The organism is Clostridiales bacterium (assembly GCA_017961515.1).
In the GTDB taxonomy this organism is placed as follows: Bacteria; Bacillota; Clostridia; order Acetivibrionales; family RGIG10202; genus RGIG10202.
Window position 1 is genome coordinate 36,932 of sequence record JAGCXC010000082.1, and the last position, 18,543, is coordinate 55,474.

Annotated in this window: 14 protein-coding genes and 1 tRNA gene; all 15 read left to right on the forward strand. The window is 32.7% G+C overall.

Annotated features, from left to right (window positions below):
• Positions 1-149 precede the first annotated feature (149 nt).
• The 15 genes from J6Y29_05755 (at position 150) to J6Y29_05825 (ending at position 18,286) form a co-directional block, all read left to right on the forward strand.
• On the forward strand, positions 150-3,353 hold the full coding sequence (locus J6Y29_05755; GenBank protein MBP5427374.1) for an ankyrin repeat domain-containing protein: 3,204 nt from the start codon (positions 150-152) through the stop codon (positions 3,351-3,353).
• A 366-nt stretch (positions 3,354-3,719) separates the two neighbouring features.
• Positions 3,720-3,950, forward strand: coding sequence for a hypothetical protein (locus tag J6Y29_05760; GenBank protein ID MBP5427375.1), 231 nt, complete (start codon positions 3,720-3,722; stop codon positions 3,948-3,950).
• Positions 3,951-4,146: 196 nt separating this feature from the next.
• Positions 4,147-5,256 carry a copper amine oxidase N-terminal domain-containing protein gene (locus J6Y29_05765; protein MBP5427376.1) on the forward strand — a complete coding sequence of 370 codons (1,110 nt, stop codon included), beginning with the start codon at positions 4,147-4,149 and terminating at the stop codon, positions 5,254-5,256.
• An 84-nt stretch (positions 5,257-5,340) separates the two neighbouring features.
• Positions 5,341-5,496 carry a hypothetical protein gene (locus J6Y29_05770; protein ID MBP5427377.1) on the forward strand — a complete coding sequence of 52 codons (156 nt, stop codon included), beginning with the start codon at positions 5,341-5,343 and terminating at the stop codon, positions 5,494-5,496.
• A 379-nt stretch (positions 5,497-5,875) separates the two neighbouring features.
• Positions 5,876-6,055, forward strand: coding sequence for a hypothetical protein (locus J6Y29_05775; GenBank protein MBP5427378.1), 180 nt, complete (start codon positions 5,876-5,878; stop codon positions 6,053-6,055).
• A 68-nt stretch (positions 6,056-6,123) separates the two neighbouring features.
• Positions 6,124-6,212: transfer RNA gene (locus J6Y29_05780), tRNA-Leu, on the forward strand.
• 109 nt (positions 6,213-6,321) lie between these two features.
• A complete protein-coding gene (locus tag J6Y29_05785; protein ID MBP5427379.1) occupies positions 6,322-8,079 on the forward strand; it encodes a hypothetical protein in 1,758 nt (585 codons plus the stop codon).
• Positions 8,080-8,277: 198 nt separating this feature from the next.
• Positions 8,278-10,527, forward strand: a complete 2,250-nt coding sequence (csaB, locus tag J6Y29_05790) for a polysaccharide pyruvyl transferase CsaB (protein ID MBP5427380.1) — start codon at positions 8,278-8,280, stop codon at positions 10,525-10,527.
• Positions 10,524-11,255 carry a WecB/TagA/CpsF family glycosyltransferase gene (locus J6Y29_05795; protein ID MBP5427381.1) on the forward strand — a complete coding sequence of 244 codons (732 nt, stop codon included), beginning with the start codon at positions 10,524-10,526 and terminating at the stop codon, positions 11,253-11,255. The genes csaB and J6Y29_05795 overlap by 4 nt, the downstream gene beginning before the upstream one ends.
• Positions 11,256-11,503: 248 nt before the next feature.
• Entirely contained in the window at positions 11,504-11,719 is a 216-nt protein-coding gene (locus tag J6Y29_05800; protein ID MBP5427382.1) for a hypothetical protein, read from the forward strand.
• A 207-nt stretch (positions 11,720-11,926) separates the two neighbouring features.
• Positions 11,927-13,789, forward strand: coding sequence for a 1-deoxy-D-xylulose-5-phosphate synthase (locus J6Y29_05805; protein MBP5427383.1), 1,863 nt, complete (start codon positions 11,927-11,929; stop codon positions 13,787-13,789).
• Position 13,790: 1 nt separating this feature from the next.
• Positions 13,791-14,597: a TlyA family RNA methyltransferase gene (locus J6Y29_05810; protein MBP5427384.1), complete on the forward strand. Its 807-nt coding sequence runs from the start codon at positions 13,791-13,793 to the stop codon at positions 14,595-14,597.
• A 12-nt stretch (positions 14,598-14,609) separates the two neighbouring features.
• Positions 14,610-15,404: an NAD(+)/NADH kinase gene (locus J6Y29_05815; GenBank protein MBP5427385.1), complete on the forward strand. Its 795-nt coding sequence runs from the start codon at positions 14,610-14,612 to the stop codon at positions 15,402-15,404.
• A 5-nt stretch (positions 15,405-15,409) separates the two neighbouring features.
• Entirely contained in the window at positions 15,410-17,122 is a 1,713-nt protein-coding gene (gene recN, locus J6Y29_05820; GenBank protein MBP5427386.1) for a DNA repair protein RecN, read from the forward strand.
• Positions 17,123-17,557: 435 nt separating this feature from the next.
• A complete protein-coding gene (locus J6Y29_05825) occupies positions 17,558-18,286 on the forward strand; it encodes an rRNA pseudouridine synthase (protein ID MBP5427387.1) in 729 nt (242 codons plus the stop codon).
• Positions 18,287-18,543: the final 257 nt, after the last annotated feature.

Sequence of the window (18,543 nt, forward strand, 5' to 3'; positions counted from 1 at the left end):
CCAAGTGACAAGCGAGTGTGAATCCCATGATTTTAAACATGAGGAGCCGTCAAGTAAGTTTGAGTAAGGGACAATATTGCCATGTCGTGTGAGATGATATATAATCTTTTCTGAAAGTTGGTACTAATAAGAAAAGGAGAATAAGAAGTATGGGCAAAGAATTACTCAAGGTTTTTGGATCGGAAGATGTATCAAGGGTAGAAAAGGTTTTAAAACGGATAAATACAAAATCAGAATTAAGACAAACAGAAGAAACAACTCAGGTGGCAGGAGAATTTTCTAAAGATGATTTAATGGCAATACATTTTGCATGTGAACAAACAGAGACAGGAGTAGTTGTGACAAAAGATAAATTTATGGCAATACATATTGCATGTTGTTGGGGAACATTAGATATTGTTGAAAAGTTATTAGATAAGAGTATATTGTTAGGAGATCCAGATTATGTAAACGCTGTTAGTGAATTCGGTTGTAGGCCGTTGTATGCAGCAATTGGTATGGGTCATGAAGATATAGCGTTGAGATTAATAGAAAGGGGAGCAGATATAAATAAGGGACATGACAATACATGTACACCACTTATTATAGCATGTAAGATGGGCTATATGTCGGTTGTAGAGGAATTGATAAAAAGAGGTGCAGATTTAGATAGAGTTACGAATGAAGGGATTACAGCATTAAATAGTGCATTTTATTATGAACATGAGAAAATAGTGGAAAAACTAATAGATAGTGGTGCTGACTTAGATAAGGCAAGGATTGATGGGATTACACCTTTATATATTGCATGTGAAAAGGGGTATAAGGAATCAGTGAAAAAGATGATAGATAGAGGTGTAGATGTAAATGAGGCAGATAAGAACGGGATTACACCACTATTGACAGCATGTTATTTTAGACACCCACAATTGATAAAGGTACTAGTAAGTAATGGCGCAAAAATAGATAAAGTGAATCAAGAGGGAACTACAGCGCTATATATAGCATGTCAGAGGGGATATAGTGAAGTAGTAGATGAATTAATCGATATGGGGGCTAATTTAAATAAAGAGGACCAAGAGGGAAGCACTCCATTAGCGACAGCGTGTCAGAATGGATTTGAGAGAATAGTAAAAAGATTAATAGATTGTGGAGCAGATGTGAATAAAGCCAAGTATAATGGAGTTACGCCATTATACTTAGCATGTCAGAATGGGCATAAAGAGATAGTGAAAGAATTGATAAAGAAAGGTGCCAATATAGAAAAAACAAGTAATAATGGAGTTTCTTCGTTATTGATTGCATGTCAAAGTGGGCATAGAGATATTGTAGAGGAGTTAATAGATTGTGGAGCAAAAATAAATGGCGCGAGTAAAGATGGATCTACGCCAGTATATATAGCGTGTCAGAATGGACACAAAGAAGTAGTGGAAATTTTATTGAAAAAAGGTGCGGATTTGAATAAGGCTGGAGATGATGGTACTACACCATTATATATGGCATGTCAAAGTGGGAAAATAGAAATAGTGGATGAATTGATAAAGAATGGCGCTGATATAAATAAAGCTGCTAATGATGGAGGTATACCATTAGCAGTGGCATGTGAAAGAGGATACAAGGAAATAGTGGATAATTTGATAAAACATAATGCAGATGTAAATATAGCTATGAATAATGGTATTACACCATTATATATAGCGTGTCAGAATAAGCATAGGGAAATAGTAAAGGAATTACTAATGGCAGGCGCGGATGTAAATAAAGCTATCTATAGTGGAGTTACACCACTGTTAATAGCGTGTCAGAATGGAGATAGGGAAATAGTAGATAAATTAATTGAGATGGGTGCGGATGTAAACAAGGGGGAAAGAAATGGAATTACACCTATATGTATAGCTTATGTAAAGAGAAACATAAGCATAGTTAATAAACTTCTAGCATCACCGGGAATAGATGTAAATTTGGTTACAGGGTGTGGCGGGAATACATTGTTACATCTTGCATGTAGTATAAAAGATTTTTCTATGATAAAAAAATTATTGTCAGCAGAAGATATAAACGTGAATGTGATTAATGCAAAAGGACAAAAGCCATTGGACTTGGTAAACAGGGAAGAGAGAGTAAAAGTAATTAAAATAATAAAAAAGGAAACATTAAAAAGAATACCAGTTTTATGTGAAAAGGGGAACATACAAAGTATAGATAAACAATTAGATATAGTAGGAGATATAGATGCGTTAAATTTAGGGAAGTGTTTAGATAAATCAAATGACGAAGTTACTCAGTATTTATTAGATAAAGTGGGTGTGGTTAAGGTAGCAGAAGCGTTACAGTACATAGGTGGTGATGTGTATGGGCGCGTGTTAGATAAAATATGGAATAAGAGAGATGAGTTAAAGGGAGAAGAAGAGCAGAAAAAGTTGTCATTAGAACTAAAAAGAGCATGTAGAGATGGAAATGAATATAATGTTCGAAAGTTATTAGATTTTAATATAGATGTATCAAAGGACCAGTCATATATAAATGCGGCTTGGGGGAATAGTTGTATAGTGGAGATATTGAGAAAAAGAGGAGCAAAGGAGGTATTACAAAGAACAATTACTACACGAGAAGAAATTTCGCAGCATAGTAAAGATGAGTTGCTGCTAAGTGCAATTAATGAAGGACGGGTTAGTGAAGCGAAAACATTGTTATACAATAAAGCTAATGTTAATGCAGCAAATGAGACGGGTGTTAGTGCACTGATGAATGCTATAATTAAGGAAAACAAAGAAATAATATCTGCATTGTTAAAGAGAAATGTAGATATAAATGCAGTTGATAATAACGAGAGAAGTGCTCTAATGTACGCTATTAAAAAGGGAAATGTAGAAATTACAAGGGAATTGAAAGATAAAGGAGCTAAATTAAACATAAGAGATGGAAAAAATAAAAGTGTGCTTATGTATGCATTAGAGCAGGGTGAAAGCATGGAATTTATTATAAATGATACTATAGCAGAAGCTGATAAGGACGATATAGATGATCTACATAAGGATTTGTTGATGTATGCATGTGAAGGTGGATATATGCCTACAATAAAACAATTGGTAAATCTAGGAGTAAACCTAGATAATGTAGATAACAATGGCTACACAGCGCTGGGTAGGGCATTTGATAAAAGGCATATGGAGGTAGTAACATATCTCATGAAAAAAGGTGCGTGGAATGCTGGGAAAATAGCCAACATGGCTGAATTTTGTAAATTGCAATCAAGAGTTGAAAGAGGTGTACCACTGAAAGAAGAGGGGAAAAAGAAAAGATTATCAAGAGGGAAAGAAATTGATAATGCTGCTATTTATGCTAAGAAAAAAGGAAAAGGAAGATTAAAATAATTCAGTTAAATTATCTCCCACTAATGTATAGGATTTTTTTTAAAAAAATCTTTATATTAAGGTGAGAGATTTTTTTATAATAAGTTTATCTAAAATTTAGCGATTCATCTCTTAAAGTAAGGGATAAATTGCTAAAAAAATATTTGACAAAAACGTTTCAAAAAAAAGATATATTCCTTCTCCCAAATAATATAGTGAGTAAAGAGTGGAATCATGATAAAGATATTTATGGGAAAAATTTGAGATGTAGGTGGAGGAGGGGGAATTAATAGAAAATAGATTCACCTTGACACGTTTTGTATAGTTATGCTATCATAGGAGTTGCTTTTAGTTATGATTATTTAGTAGTAGGAACCAAGAAAGAGAGTGAAAAGAAATGAAGAAAATATTAAAAAAGCAGCAGCTGGGATGTTGTGGTTAGGGGTTTGGGAAATAAAAATTATCCTCTGGGTATTTAAGATTATTACATTGTTTGCTGTGGGAGCTGTGCTTGTACCAGAAACACTACCAATTATAGTTCAGTTTGTTTGTATTGTTGGATTAACAAGTATAATAGGTAAAGGAACAGATATGATGCCAATTTCAGAGGAGGTATAGATATATAGCAAATTGAATAAATAATTATCCTAGAGCTAAGTTTAATTATAAAAATACTAACCAAATGCTGGAAGAATTATGTTTGTAATTAAAAAACGCTTATTCATATATTTGTAAATATATATTGTATTTAACTACTCATATATATTATAGATAGCATATGTAACAACACATGAAAAAGAAAGGATTGATTTTTATGAAACCAAAATTTTTCAAGTTTATTCTTATGACATTAGTAATTACTGGTTGTTTGTTTAAAACAAATGTTTTAGCAGAAAGTATTCCAGTATATCTAAATAATCAAAAAATAGAACTTTCAAATGATATTTTTATTGAAAACGGAAGAACTATAGTAGAGTTAAGAGCAATTTGTGAGGCATTGGGGTATGATGTTAATTGGAACGATCGGAACATGGAAATAGAAGTAAAAAAAACAGGACAAAGGTTACATGTCTTATTTAAAATTGACGATTGTGAAGTTAGGAAAATGTATTTTTATCCAAATCATGGAGATGTATTGCATGAAGAAAAAACAATAGATATTGCCCCTAGAATAATAGAAGGAAGGACATATCTTCCGCTAAGGGCATTAGTTGAAGCACTTGGTGATACTATAGTATGGGATGCTAACTCAAGAACTATACATGTGACAAAGAATCCTAAGTATGATAGGATTAAGTCTTATAATCTTGAGGATAGGGACAATGATACAAGAAATTATGGTTATTTGCCTCAAATAATAAATCCATCAGAGGGAGAACGTAAAATAAATGAAAAAATTATGTCAAGACTAAATGATAAAGACGAGGACAGAATATTTAGTGAGAAAAAAACCAGTGTATTTCGAAACGATTATTCATATGAAATAAAAAATAATAAGAATAATATTTTTTCTATTCTTTATGATAAGACTAGTACTTTTCATAAAGTAACTGAAGGGATGAATTATCCAGCAGTAAACTATTATTTTTATGATACATTTTATAAAAATACAGGAAAGAAACTAGAGATTGGAGATATATTAAAAGGAACGGAGGAAAAGATAGGGAATATATTATTTGAAGAGTACCAAAAAGGTGGTAATCTTATGCCCAAAAATACAGTTGACCGTGGTTATTCACCTTTACTTGATTTTGAACTATTCGATTACGAATATTTAATAGATAATTATGATTTCTACATAGAAGGCAATTATTTATTTATAACCGTTGATTATTCTGAGGACTATTATTGTTTATTTGGAATAAATATAATTGACAATGCTTACTTATTTCAAGAAGATTTTTTAGAGAATTTTAATAATTAATGATTGAGTGGAAGAGGGGAATTTAATTTTCCTGACTTTCGGGGTTAAGATGAAAATATAGTGCTAAGCCACAAGTTAAAATTTGTGACTTGGCATTTTTTTACTTGTGCAACAAAAAGGAAAGAAGATATTAATGGCAATTTTGTTTTTACTGATAATGTTTTAGAAGATGGACTAACAAAGATAGAGGTAAATAAGAAAGATGATATAGTATGGTTGTCACTTAGAACAGATTGGTAATGAATTAAAAACGACAACAAAAGAATTGTTGGAATTATATGGTAAAACAATATCGAAGAAAATAATAGTAAAATAGATTATTAGAGGGTGAGAAAGTGGTCTAAGAAAATTAATATCAATAATACAAATTAGTAAAGGAGGTTAGCTAAAATTATAGTTTGTTTTTTTGTAAATTGAGGTAAAAAGTAACACTACACAGATACAAATGGTAAAATTAAATTGCCGGTTTGAGGGTAAAAAAATGACACATAATTAAAACCATGATACAATGTTAGTGCAACCAAACATCGAAAGAGAGTATATAATTATGTGTCATAATATAAATGAAAACACAAAAAGAAAAAAAATAAACAGTTAAATTATGAAGAAAGATTAGCAATTGAAAGGTGGTATAATTATAGAAAAGAAAAAGAAAGAAGAGATAGCAAATCTTTTAGATAGGTGTGAAAAAACTATAAGGAATGAAATAAAAAGAGGACTTACAAAAAATCTTACAAGTGATTGGAAGGAGGTATATGTATATAGTGCGGATATAGCACATCAAAAATATTTTTTTTAAAAGGTATTGACAATAGAATTAAAAGATAGTATTATAAAAAGGCAGTCAAGACAGAGCAAAGTTGATTTGCCGGAGTGGCGGAACAGGCAGACGCACAGGACTTAAAATCCTGCGGGAGTTAAATCCCGTACCGGTTCGATTCCGGTCCCCGGCACCAGTTATAACAAATTTCAATTTTTTTGAAGTTTGTTTTTTTAGGTCTAGATAGGTATTATTAGGAGTTTGGTAGTGAAGTACCTCAAATAAACCAAGGAAGGGAAATTTTTATGAAGAAGGCATTGAAGTATTTATGGATTATTACGGTGATTTTAACTGGGTTTTTGGGATTCAATTTAAGGTACAGTAATGACGAACTAAACAAACATGTATTGTTTTTTGCTAATTTTAAAGAATTATTGGAGATGGAGAAGGATATAGGAAAAGCAAAGGAAGATATAGTAGATGAGCAAAAAAATGCTGGTATTGCTGGGGTACTAATAGACAAAGAAGATATATTGGAGTATAACGATTTTTTGAAGAAAAATCGTTTAAGGCTGTTGCTTAAAATAGATAGTGATGGGGATATAAGAGAATATGAAAAAATTATAAAGGATTGTAAGGTAAAATACATTTGGTTTGATTATGACGAGGAAAAAGAAAATAGAATTAAAAAAGGAAAGGAAAAAGGAGAGCTTAGTAAGACTATAGGTTATCCGGAGGATATAGATTATGTAGTGAAGGTTATAAAAGAGAATAATCTCGTTGTTATAGCAAAGGAAAGAATTAGTCAGATAAGTATACAGGATACAAAGGGAATAAAAGATATTATACGAAAAACTGATTATTCAGTAAATAGAATGTATAGTATGATGGATAAACAACTTATGCAATTTGATGATCGTGGACAGCCACGTATGAATGGAGATAAATTGTTTTATGAACTTATGAGGGCAGTTGTAGATAGAGGTATAAGAGTAATAGAAATAAAATATATAAAAGAACTCAAAACTGGAGATACACCTGGTATGATGTATAATGAAACTAACTTAGGAGTTAAAAAGCTTAGTAGTTTTATAAAAAAAATGGGTTATGATATGGATGGAGATCTAGAAAAACTGGATGCGAAAGAACTAAATATTAATTACTATCTTTTAGTTATTTTTGGATTAGCATTAACATCCGCTGCATATGGTAAGAGATTATTTAATACAGATAAGAAAACAACTTTTATTGTGTTTGCAGTATCTATGCTTTCGTTAATGATGGTTTTGCCAGTGAAAGGTATAGAAAGAAATTTAGCACTCCTTGCGAGTATAATATATAGCGCATTGTCGAGTTTGGTTGTGATGAGGATTTCAGAAACAGAAGATAAAAAGGTTATGCTAAAGAGTGTAGTATCATTTTTAGGGATAAGTTTTTTGGGTGGCTACACGGTGGTGTCGTGTCTTAGTAGTTTAAGGTATACAATGACATTGGATTTATTTAGAGGAGTTAAGATAGCATTTGTTATGCCGCTTATTATGTATACCATAAGTTATGCTATAGTGTATAATATCAGAATTTCAGATATTTTGTCTTATATTAAGAAAAAGAGTAAGCTAGGGATTGCGTTTGTAGTGGCGTTAATAGGTTTTATATTTGCGATATACATATTAAGAAGTGGTAATTTCAAAATATTAAGAGCAAGTGCATTTGAGTTGAGGGTAAGAGAAATATTGGAGTATGTATGGAAAGTACGCCCTAGGACGAAAGAGATAGCGATAGGATATCCAATGCTTATGATGTTTGTACATTTTAGAAAGAGTCAGAATAATATAATAAAGTATATACTAGGGTTTGGTATGACAATAGGTAGTATATCGGTTATAAATAGTTTTTGCCATGTTTTTACACCGATAGTTATTTCTATGTCAAGAGGGATAAATGGATTGATAACTGGAGTAATTATAGGAAAGTTATTGCTTATTTTGTTGACAAATGAGAGTTTGAAGAAATTTTTACAAGATAAAAAGTCAAAAATGATTGCCCGGTTTAGCAAGGCCTAATTTGGATATTGACAAAGAATAGTTTTGCTGATATACTGCATTTTAGAAATGTAAGTTAGCTTGTATAAAAGACGTAGGGAGTAATCTTATCGATGATTGATAAGGATACTCTCCCCGTGTTGTGGAAGTGGTGTTTTTTGTGCTATTTAAAAATGTTTTGCAGGGTGAATAGAAGACACATAAGAGGTGGCAGTTGATATGAGAGTTGTTCATTTGATAGGTGGAGGAGACGTTGGGGGCGCAAAAATTCATGTGCTTAGTTTGGTAAAGGAACTTAGCAAGAATATTGATGTTAAGATAATTGCTTTAAGAGAAGGAATTTTTTCAAGAGAAGCCAGGTCTATGGGGTTAGATATTGAAGTAGTAAAGGGCAAGAGTATTATTTCCGATTTGCGTAAAGTAATAGAGATAGTTAAGAAGGGCGAGTATGATTTTTTGCATTCACATGGAGCCAAAGCCAATTTGTTTGCAGTTGCGTGTAAATTTATGACAAAAGTATGTACTATAACGACTGTACACAGCGATTATAGATTAGATTATTTGCAAAGTAAGGTTAAGAAGCTTGTGTATGGTACTATAAATGCAATTTCAATAAGATTTTTGCATTTTTATGTTGCTGTGTCTAGCGAATTTAAAGGGATGTTGGTGAATAGGAATTTTCGTGAAGAGAACATATATACTTTGTATAATGGTATAGATTTTAATTTGCCTGTGGGTAAATATAATAAAGATGTAGTGTGTGAAAAATATGGTCTTAAAATCGATGAAAATGATTATATAGTCGGAATTTTAGCAAGGTTACATCCAGTTAAGGATATACCTACTTTTCTTGAAGCCTCAGCAAAAGTTTTAAAATCGAGAAAAAATGTAAAGTTTATTATAGGTGGAGATGGTGAGCAGAAAGCGTATTTAGAGAAATATGCAAGAAATTTGGGTGTGTTGGATAATGTATATTTTGTAGGCTTTGTTGATAATCCATATGAGTTTATGAGTATTGTTGACGTAAATGTGTTAACTTCATTAAGTGAGAGCTTTCCTTATTCTATACTTGAAGGTACAAAGCTTAAAAAGGCTACAATAAGTACAGACGTTGGTGGTATTTTTGATTTGATAGATCATAATAAAAATGGATATTTGTTTAATGTGGGTGATTATGATCTTTTGGCTAAGTATATTTTAAATTTATTGGATGATGATGAATTGCGTAATAGATTTGGTGAGGAGTTAAACAGAAAGGCCAGGAAAGAATTTTCATTAGAGCGAATGGGAGAGACGCAGCTTAATATTTATTACGAGATAAAGAATAGGGAGAAAGATGTTAGTCACAAAGTAAGTGATAGATACGATGTATTAATATCAGGTTATTATGGTCACAATAACATGGGTGATGAGGCAATGCTCGAGGCGATAGTAGATACGCTTAAAAAAGAAAGAAAAAGAATAAAGCTTGCGGTATTATCGCAAAAACCAGAGGAGACGACTAAGATACATAATGTGAGGTCCATATATAGATTCAATCTTTTTAGTATATTAAAGATGCTTATGAAAACTGATTTGTATATAAATGGTGGAGGTAGTTTAATACAGGATAACACAAGTAATAGATCTTTATACTATTATTTAACTTTGATTGTGTTAGCAAAGTTGACAAGAACTAAGGTTATGATTTATGCTAATGGAATAGGTCCAGTTAAAAATAAATTTAATAAGTACATTACAAGAGTTATCTTAAATTTAGTTGATATCATAACAGTAAGAGATGAGAATTCATTAGTAGAGCTTGAGAAGTTGGGTGTACATGGACCAAAGATAGAGTTGACAGCTGATTGCGCACTAACATTAAAGAGTGTTAGTGATGAGAGAATAAGCGAAATACTAAGAGAAGAGGGGATAGATGAGAATAGATCGCTTATTGGTTTTTCCATAAGACAATGGGGCGATGACTTAGAGTATTTAAATACAATAGCTAAAGTTGCAGATGTTGCGTATGAAAAATATGGATTAATGCCAGTATTTATAGCAATGCAGAAGAACAATGACTCTAAAATGAGCGAGCGCATAGTAAAAAAAATGTCGAGCCCTGCGTATATTGTAAGAGGTAATTATTCGCCAAAGGAGATTTTAGGAATAATAGGACGAGTAGACATATTGATTGGTATGAGGTTGCATGCGTTAGTGTTTGCATCAATGGAAGCAGTTCCTTGCATAGGTGTTGTATATGAACAAAAAGTAGAGGGATTTGTGAATTACATAAGGCAGATGTCAGCTGGGGATGTAAAAAAGCTAGAGGCTGGTACATTATGTGAGATGCTAGATGAAGAATGTCAGCACAGGAATATGATGAAAGAATATCTTGTTAGCATAAGAAAAGAGCTTCAGGATAAGTCTATAAGAAATGCGAAACTTGCGCTGGAGTTGTTAGATAGGAGGAAAAAAAGAAGGATATGAGAAAGTGTGTAAGGATATTAGACGTTAATGTTGACGATTTAACGATGGATGGGGCTATAGATAGTATTGTTAAGCTTTTAAAAGATGATAAAAACAATATTATATGTACGCCTAATGCAGAAATTATGATGACAAGTTATAAAGATGATGAATTAAGATTTATATTAAACGAGTCAAGTATGGTTATTCCTGATGGTTGCGGGGTAGTGTTAGCGTCAAAGATTTTAGGAGTGCCTCTTAAGGAAAGAGTTGCAGGGTATGATTTAGTGCAGGGAATTTTTAAACTCAAGCTAGATAGAAAGATACGTATGTTTTTGTTAGGAGGTGCACCGCTAGTAGCAAAAAGAGCAGCGGAAAGATATGCTAATTTGGAAGGAGTAGAATTTGTAGGATATTATGATGGTTACTTTACGGAAGAAGAAGAGCCAGGCATAATAGATAGAATAAATGAGCTTGATGTAGATATATTATTAGTTGGTATGGGTGCTCCAAAGCAGGAGAAATGGATGTATAAAAATAAAGATAAACTTAAAGTAAAAATAAGTATGGGTGTTGGAGGATCTTTTGATATTATGGCAGGAGAAGTAAAAAGAGCTCCAAAGTTTTTCCGGGACAATGGATTAGAGTGGTTTTATCGATTATGTAAACAGCCAACTAGATTAAAAAGGATGTTAAAACTACCTAGATTTATTTTGTTGGTTATATATAAAAGATTAGTTAATGGATAATAATAATTTTCTTTTGCGTACAAAAATATTATAAAAATAGTGTATGGTGTGAATTTAAGCTATACGCTATTTTGTTTTTGCTGCGTACAATTATATGTATAGATTTCCCAGATAACATAAATAAATTATATAAAATGACAGTTAAAATTTTAAATTTTTTTGTAAAAACTGTTGACAATTGTAATTTAATGTAATATAGTGGAAGTGTGATCACAAAAAAGTAAAAAAATAACATTAGGAGGAGAAATATGCTTAAAAATGAAATTAATAAAAATTTTGTAGGTATATCTGAAGATATATTGCAGGATATAAATGGTGGTTTTAGGGGAAACATAAAACAAAGAATACTTGACATAATAGAAATTGTCGATGCAGTGAGGACGCTTTTTATTGATAGCAAAATAAAAAGAAGGGGTCATGATAAATTCTATAACCCTAGACAAAATTGGGTTAGTGTAGGATAAGGTCATAAGAAGGGATATGTAGGGTAGGTAGTTTTGTGTTCGGGCTAACGACCTACATATTTTCTTAATATATTTTCTGTTAAAGAGGGGCGTTAAGTTTTCGGCCAAGTTATCCAAAAAAAAGTTTATCTGGCAAATCTAACGTAATAGTGATATAATTTTATATTGTAAGTAGTAGTTATAGAAAGGATGAAATATTTTAAGTTTATGTTAGAAAAAATTAATTGCCCAGGTGATATAAAGGGGCTTAGCAAGGATGAACTAAATATACTTGCAAAAGAGATACGGGAATTTTTAGTAAAACACGTATCTAAGACGGGAGGTCACTTAGCATCTAATTTAGGAGTAGTAGAAATTACTTTGGCGTTGCACAAAGTATTTGACACACCAAAGGATAAATTTATATGGGATGTTGGACATCAAAGTTATGTACATAAAATATTGACAGGCAGGAAGGATAAGTTTGATAAGCTAAGACAGATAGATGGGATAGCTGGTTTTCCAAAGATATCTGAGAGTGAGCATGATGCGGCCAATACTGGGCATAGTAGTACGTCTATATCACAGGCGTTGGGAATGGCTAAAGCTAGAGATTTAAACAAAGAGGACAATAATGTAGTTGCGATAATTGGTGACGGAGCGCTAACAGGAGGAATATCATATGAAGCGCTAAATCATGCAGGCAAGGCCAATACTAGCTTCATAGTTGTGTTGAATGACAATGAGATGTCGATATCAAAAAATGTTGGAGGTATGCCAGAGTACCTTAACAAAATACGGACTCAGCCAATATATTTTAAGGTTAAGGAAGATATAGATGTTTTTTTAGATAAAATTCCTGCAATAGGAGAAACGGCAAAGAAAGCGTTGAAGAAAGTTAAGGGATCAATAAAGTATATGGTGATGCCAGGTATAATATTTGAAGAATTAGGGTTTAAGTACCTAGGACCAGTAAATGGGCATGATATAGGTAGTCTTCTTAAGGTATTAGAACAAGCAAAAGGCATCAAGGGACCAGTTATAATACATGCTATTACTAAAAAAGGCGAAGGATATAAATTTGCAGAGGAAAATCCTGATAAGTTTCATGGGATAGGGGCTTTTGATGTAGATACGGGAGAGACAGTATGTAAGAGAAAAGATAGTTATTCTAAGGTATTTGGAGAGAGTTTATTAGATATAGCAAGAGTTAATCCGAAGGTTGTTGCAATTTCTGCAGCAATGCCAGGAGGAACAAAAACAGATATGTTTGCAGCGGAATATCCAGAAAGATTTTTCGATGTAGGAATAGCTGAACAGCATGCAGTTACATTTGCAGCAGGTATGGCAAGTGGAGGCATGGTACCTGTGTGTGCGATATATTCATCTTTTTTTCAAAGGGCATATGATCAGATATTACATGATGTAGCTTTGCCTAATTTGCATGTAGTATTTGCAGTGGATAGAGCAGGTGTTGTTGGGGAAGATGGAGAGACGCATCAAGGTATATATGATATGTCGTATTTTAGAAATGTACCTAATTTGACAATACTTGCGCCAATTGATTATAAAGAGCTTCGTTGTATGATGGATTTTGCGATAAATGAAGTTCATGGACCCGTTGCAGTGCGCTACCCTAGAGGGAGTGGAGAAGAGGAGCTTGTGCCATATCAACCGATAGAGTATCAAAAAGGAGTAAAGCTTAGCAATGGTAACGATGTCTTTATAGTGGGGATAGGACGAATGGTTAGTGTGGCGTTGTCGGTTAAGGATAGATTAGAGAAGTTGGGTCTTAGTGTGTCGGTAGTTAATGCCAGATTTGTAAAGCCACTTGATGAAGAACTAATATGTAAAGAAGCGATTAAGTGCGATAATATTTTTTTGATAGAAGATAATGTAGAGTGTGGAGGTTTTGGAAGTGGCGTACTTGAGATGTTATCTAAAAGAAGAATATATATTAAAAATAAAATTTTTGCATGGCCAGACAAACCACTTGAGCAAGGTGCATGTGACAAATTATTTGAGAGATACAATTTGACAGACCAAGCGATAGCAAATGATATATTGAATATATTAGGAAAAGGTGTGTAATATGACAGAAAAAGAAAGACTAGATATAATTTTAGTTAAGAGAGGATTTATGCAGAGTAGAGAACGTGCCAGAGGTGCAATAATGGCGGGACATGTTTTTGTTGATGGACAAAAAGAACAGAAATGTGGTGCGAAATTTAGCATGGATTGTAGTATAGAAGTAAAAGAAAAGCAAAATCCGTACGTTAGTAGAGGTGGTCTTAAAATTCATAAAGGGATAGAGAAATTTGGTATAGATCTTTGTGATAAAATATGTATGGATATAGGAGCATCAACGGGAGGATTCACTGATTGTATGCTAAAGCATGGTGCATCAAAAGTGTATGCAGTTGATGTAGGTTATGGACAATTGGCATGGGAGCTAAGACAGGATAGTAGGGTTGTGTGTATGGAGAGAACAAATATACGATATCTTGAGCCAGAGAAGTTGCAGGAGTTAGTTGACTTTGTGTCAGTTGATGTATCATTTATTTCACTAAAGAAGGTTTTACCAAATGCAATAAATTTATCTACAAAGAATGCAAGTATGTTGTGTCTTATAAAACCCCAGTTTGAGGCTGGGCGTGATAAAGTAGGCAAGAAGGGCGTTGTAAGAGATAAGGATGTGCATAAGGAAGTGATATACGATATAGTAAATTTTGCGGTGGAAAATCATTTTAATATATTAGGACTAGATTTTTCGCCTATAAAAGGGCCAGAAGGGAATATAGAGTACCTTATATATATACAAAAAAATAGTGAGAACGAGTGTGATGTAAGTGCATTAGTGGGGAAAATAGTTGATTGTGCGCATGAGACTCTAAATTAGAAGGGGATTATTATGGATATAGGTGTATTGGTGAACGAAGCCAAGGATGAGAATAGGGTGTATACAAATTTATTATGTGATATAATAAGAAAGTATAAGCTTAATGTGTCGATAATAACGGATGGTGATAATTGTAGTATATTTGATATTATTATGTCAGTTGGTGGTGACGGGACCCTGATAAAGACTGCTAAGATTGGCGCAAAATACAATAAACCTATTGTTGGAGTAAATTTGGGTAAACTTGGTTTTCTAGCTAAGATTGATAAAGATGATATAGAAAGCTATATAAAAAGAATATCTAATGGCGATTATACATTGCAAAAGAGAAAATTGATAAATATGAATATTATAAGAGAAGGGGAAAAAGTTGTTGATGATATAGCGTTAAATGATGTTGTGGTGTCTAGAAAGTTAGTGTCTAGAGGTATTAGAATAAATACATACATAGATGATATGTTTATTAATAATTATTTTGCAGATGGAGTGATTGTTTCGACACCATTAGGATCAACAGCGTATTCTTTGTCAGCAGGTGGTCCGATTGTTGATGCAAGAGCAGATGTTTTGGTAATTACACCAATATGTCCACATTCGTTTAGTGTGAGGCCATACATAGCTTATTGCAATAGTGAGATTAAGATTACATTAGATTTAAAACCTAATCAACATGGGGTTTTGATAGTAGATGGTAGTGAAAGTTGTAGTGTTTGTCAAGATGATGTTGTTTTGATTAAGGAATCAGAAAAGTATGCAACATTTATTAATTTTGGCAATGAAAACTATTTTGATAAATTGACGAGGTGAGGGATATGTTAAGTTTCTTAGAAATACAGAACGTAGCTATAATAGATAAGATAAGTATAGAGTTTGGAGAAGGGCTCAATGTTATGACAGGAGAGACAGGAGCAGGAAAATCTATCATAATAAATTCTATAAATGCTATACTTGGGGAACGCATATCCAAAGATGTTATACGTGCTGGGGAAGAGTTAGCGAAAGTTACGGCGGTATTCTACACTAAGTCTTATAAAGTAAAAGAGATGTTAAAGGAGTTAGACATACCACTTGAGGAAGATGGAACGCTAATAGTTATGCGTGAAATTTATTTGTCGGGGAGGAATGTTTGCAGGATTAATCATAAGATAGTTACGTTGTCGGTGTTAAAAAAGATTGGCGAGTATATAATAAACATACATGGGCAAAACGATAATAAAGATTTGATTGAGGCTAAGCGACATATAGGATTATTGGATTTATTTATTGGGAAGAAGATAACAAGTCTTAGGAATGAGTATCAACAAAAACTTTGTGAATTAAAGAATGAGAGAGAAGCATTGTGTGTCCGAGTTGGCAAAAGAGAAGAGCGCGAGAGAAAAATTGATTTACTAAAGTATCAACTAACAGAAATAGAAGAAGCTAATTTAATGATTGGGGAAGATGAAGAATTAGAGAAGAAGCGTGCTATAGTAGCGAATACTGAGAAAATAAAGATGGTGTTGGCAATGACAAATGATGTACTTTGTAGTGACGGTGGGCTGCGTGATTTGGTTAAGGGTATGGCGAATAACATTGGCCAAATAGCAGATTTAGATGAGGGATATCGTAAGATATCGGAGGCTGTAAACAGTGTGTCATATCAATTAGACGATGTTGCAGATGATGTGAGATGTAGACTAGAGGATTTATTTTTTGATGAGAATGAGCAAGAAATGATAGATGAGAGAATAGATTTAATTGTACGGCTAAAACGCAAGTATGGCAGTAGTATAGAGGATATTTTAAATTATATGGATGAATGTAGAAAAAGTCTTGATGAGTTGATAAATAGTGAGGAATATATAAAAAAATCACAGCAAGAGATAGAGGCATTAAACAAGGAATTATATAGACTTTCGATGGACATGCATGATATAAGATTTGAGTATGCAAAAGTACTTCAAGAGAGGGTGACAAATGAGTTACAGGATCTTGAGATGAGAGATAGTAATTTTAGTGTAAGGGTTGATGTCGCAAAAGATATGGATGAAGACGGAATATATAATTTTAATAGTAATGGATTAGATAAGGTAGAATTTTTTATATCGACCAACAAGGGACAAAAGGAAAAACAGCTAGTAAAGATTGCTTCTGGTGGAGAAATGTCTAGGGTTATGCTTGCAATAAAGAGTATTATTTTAGATAAAGATAATTTGGAGAGTATTATATTTGATGAAATCGACACAGGAATAAGTGGTAGAGCGGCACAAAAAGTTGGAGAGAAATTGTCGGTGCTGTCAGGAATGCATCAAATAATATGTATAACACATTTGTCTCAAATAGCTACTATGGCTGATAATCACTATATAATTGAGAAAAATAGTAGCAAAGATGAAACAAAGACTAGTGTGCGAAAACTGTCAGAAGATGGTAGGACAAGAGAGGTAGCAAGGATAATTGGTGGTGCTAATATATCGGATATAACAATGAAAAATGCGAGAGAGATGATTAAAATAGCAAATGATTGGAAGCGTATCTTGCAGTAAATAATGAACAGACATTATTTGTGATTTGTTGCAAAAACATAAGAGAAAAAATATGTCAACATGATAAACTGTATATAGAATGAAGTTATAAGGCGAAGAAAATACGTCATACTAGATTTGGCATTAATAATATAAGCTGCCTACTTTTTCACAACAACCAACTCCTTCTAAACATATCATAGTTGCTTTAACTATAATCTCATTGTAACATCTTTGTATAAAAAGTTACTTTTGTAGAGAAAAATCTTCTTAGAATGAGCGGGCATTATCAGGTATATTTGATATTAATTTCCCAATATCTTGATCAATTAATATCATTATTGTAGCATAATACTTTGTAGAGTTGTTTTGTGTAGACAAAAAATTAATTTTGACAAGTTGTAGTACAGTAAATTATAATATCTTGGTAAAAAATATTTTATAAGGAGTAGAGCTATGGAAGGGATAAGACTTAATTCATACATAGCCCGATGTGGTGTTGCATCGCGCAGGAAGGCGGATTGTTTAATACGGGATGGGCATGTCTTTGTAAATGGAGAAAAAGTGTCAGACATGGGCATTAAAGTTACAACAAAGGATGTTGTTAAAGTTGACGGGAAGATCATAAAAATGCCATGCGACAAAGTTTATATATTGCTAAACAAGCCTACTGGGGTTATAACTTCTTGCAAAGACCAATTTGATAGACCTACTGTCATTGATATTGTAGGAGATATCGGTGTTAGGCTTCATACAGTAGGCAGGCTAGATTATGATACATCGGGGCTAATCATTTTAACTAATGATGGGGAACTTACTAATATGTTGACACATCCTAAGTATCATGTTGAAAAAACATATGTAGCAAAAGTTAAGGGACAATTGACTAATCAGGATGTATATCAACTTGAAAATGGAATAGTGATAGATGATGAATATAAAACCTTGCCAGCTAGAATAAAAATTCTACAGAAAAATAAAGATACTACTAGAGTGAAAATTGTTATTAGAGAAGGGAAAAATAGACAGATAAGAAAAATGTTTAAAAACATAGGACACAAAGTGCTTTTACTTGAGCGAGTACAGATAGGGAATATAAAAATAAACGATTTAAAAAAAGGAGAGTTTAGATATTTAAGTAAACAAGAAGCATATGGGATAATAAAACCCCTAAGTATATCATAAATAGTGGGTATAAGGCAATAAGTAAATTCAACAATAAAAGGTCATGATATCAAGAATATTTTGTTGACATCAACAGCAATACTATGATAAAATTTTACATTGTAGGAGGTTTATTTATAAAAATGTCATAGTTTGCATAATAATGGTTATGCTTTAAGGGCAGTTTGTAGGACTGTCTGCTTTTGTTGAGCAGATGATTGAAAAATTGAAGTTTAAATTTGCGACTCATGGTGTGTATTTATATTAATGGGAGCGTT

Coding starts and splice junctions, on each gene's coding strand:
- J6Y29_05755 (MBP5427374.1), top strand. CDS start 150: ATGGGCAAAGAATTACTCAAGGTTTTTGGATCGGAAGATGTATCAAGG.
- J6Y29_05765 (MBP5427376.1), top strand. CDS start 4,147: ATGAAACCAAAATTTTTCAAGTTTATTCTTATGACATTAGTAATTACT.
- J6Y29_05785 (MBP5427379.1), top strand. CDS start 6,322: ATGAAGAAGGCATTGAAGTATTTATGGATTATTACGGTGATTTTAACT.
- csaB (MBP5427380.1), top strand. CDS start 8,278: ATGAGAGTTGTTCATTTGATAGGTGGAGGAGACGTTGGGGGCGCAAAA.
- J6Y29_05795 (MBP5427381.1), top strand. CDS start 10,524: ATGAGAAAGTGTGTAAGGATATTAGACGTTAATGTTGACGATTTAACG.
- J6Y29_05800 (MBP5427382.1), top strand. CDS start 11,504: ATGCTTAAAAATGAAATTAATAAAAATTTTGTAGGTATATCTGAAGAT.
- J6Y29_05805 (MBP5427383.1), top strand. CDS start 11,927: ATGTTAGAAAAAATTAATTGCCCAGGTGATATAAAGGGGCTTAGCAAG.
- J6Y29_05810 (MBP5427384.1), top strand. CDS start 13,791: ATGACAGAAAAAGAAAGACTAGATATAATTTTAGTTAAGAGAGGATTT.
- J6Y29_05815 (MBP5427385.1), top strand. CDS start 14,610: ATGGATATAGGTGTATTGGTGAACGAAGCCAAGGATGAGAATAGGGTG.
- recN (MBP5427386.1), top strand. CDS start 15,410: ATGTTAAGTTTCTTAGAAATACAGAACGTAGCTATAATAGATAAGATA.
- J6Y29_05825 (MBP5427387.1), top strand. CDS start 17,558: ATGGAAGGGATAAGACTTAATTCATACATAGCCCGATGTGGTGTTGCA.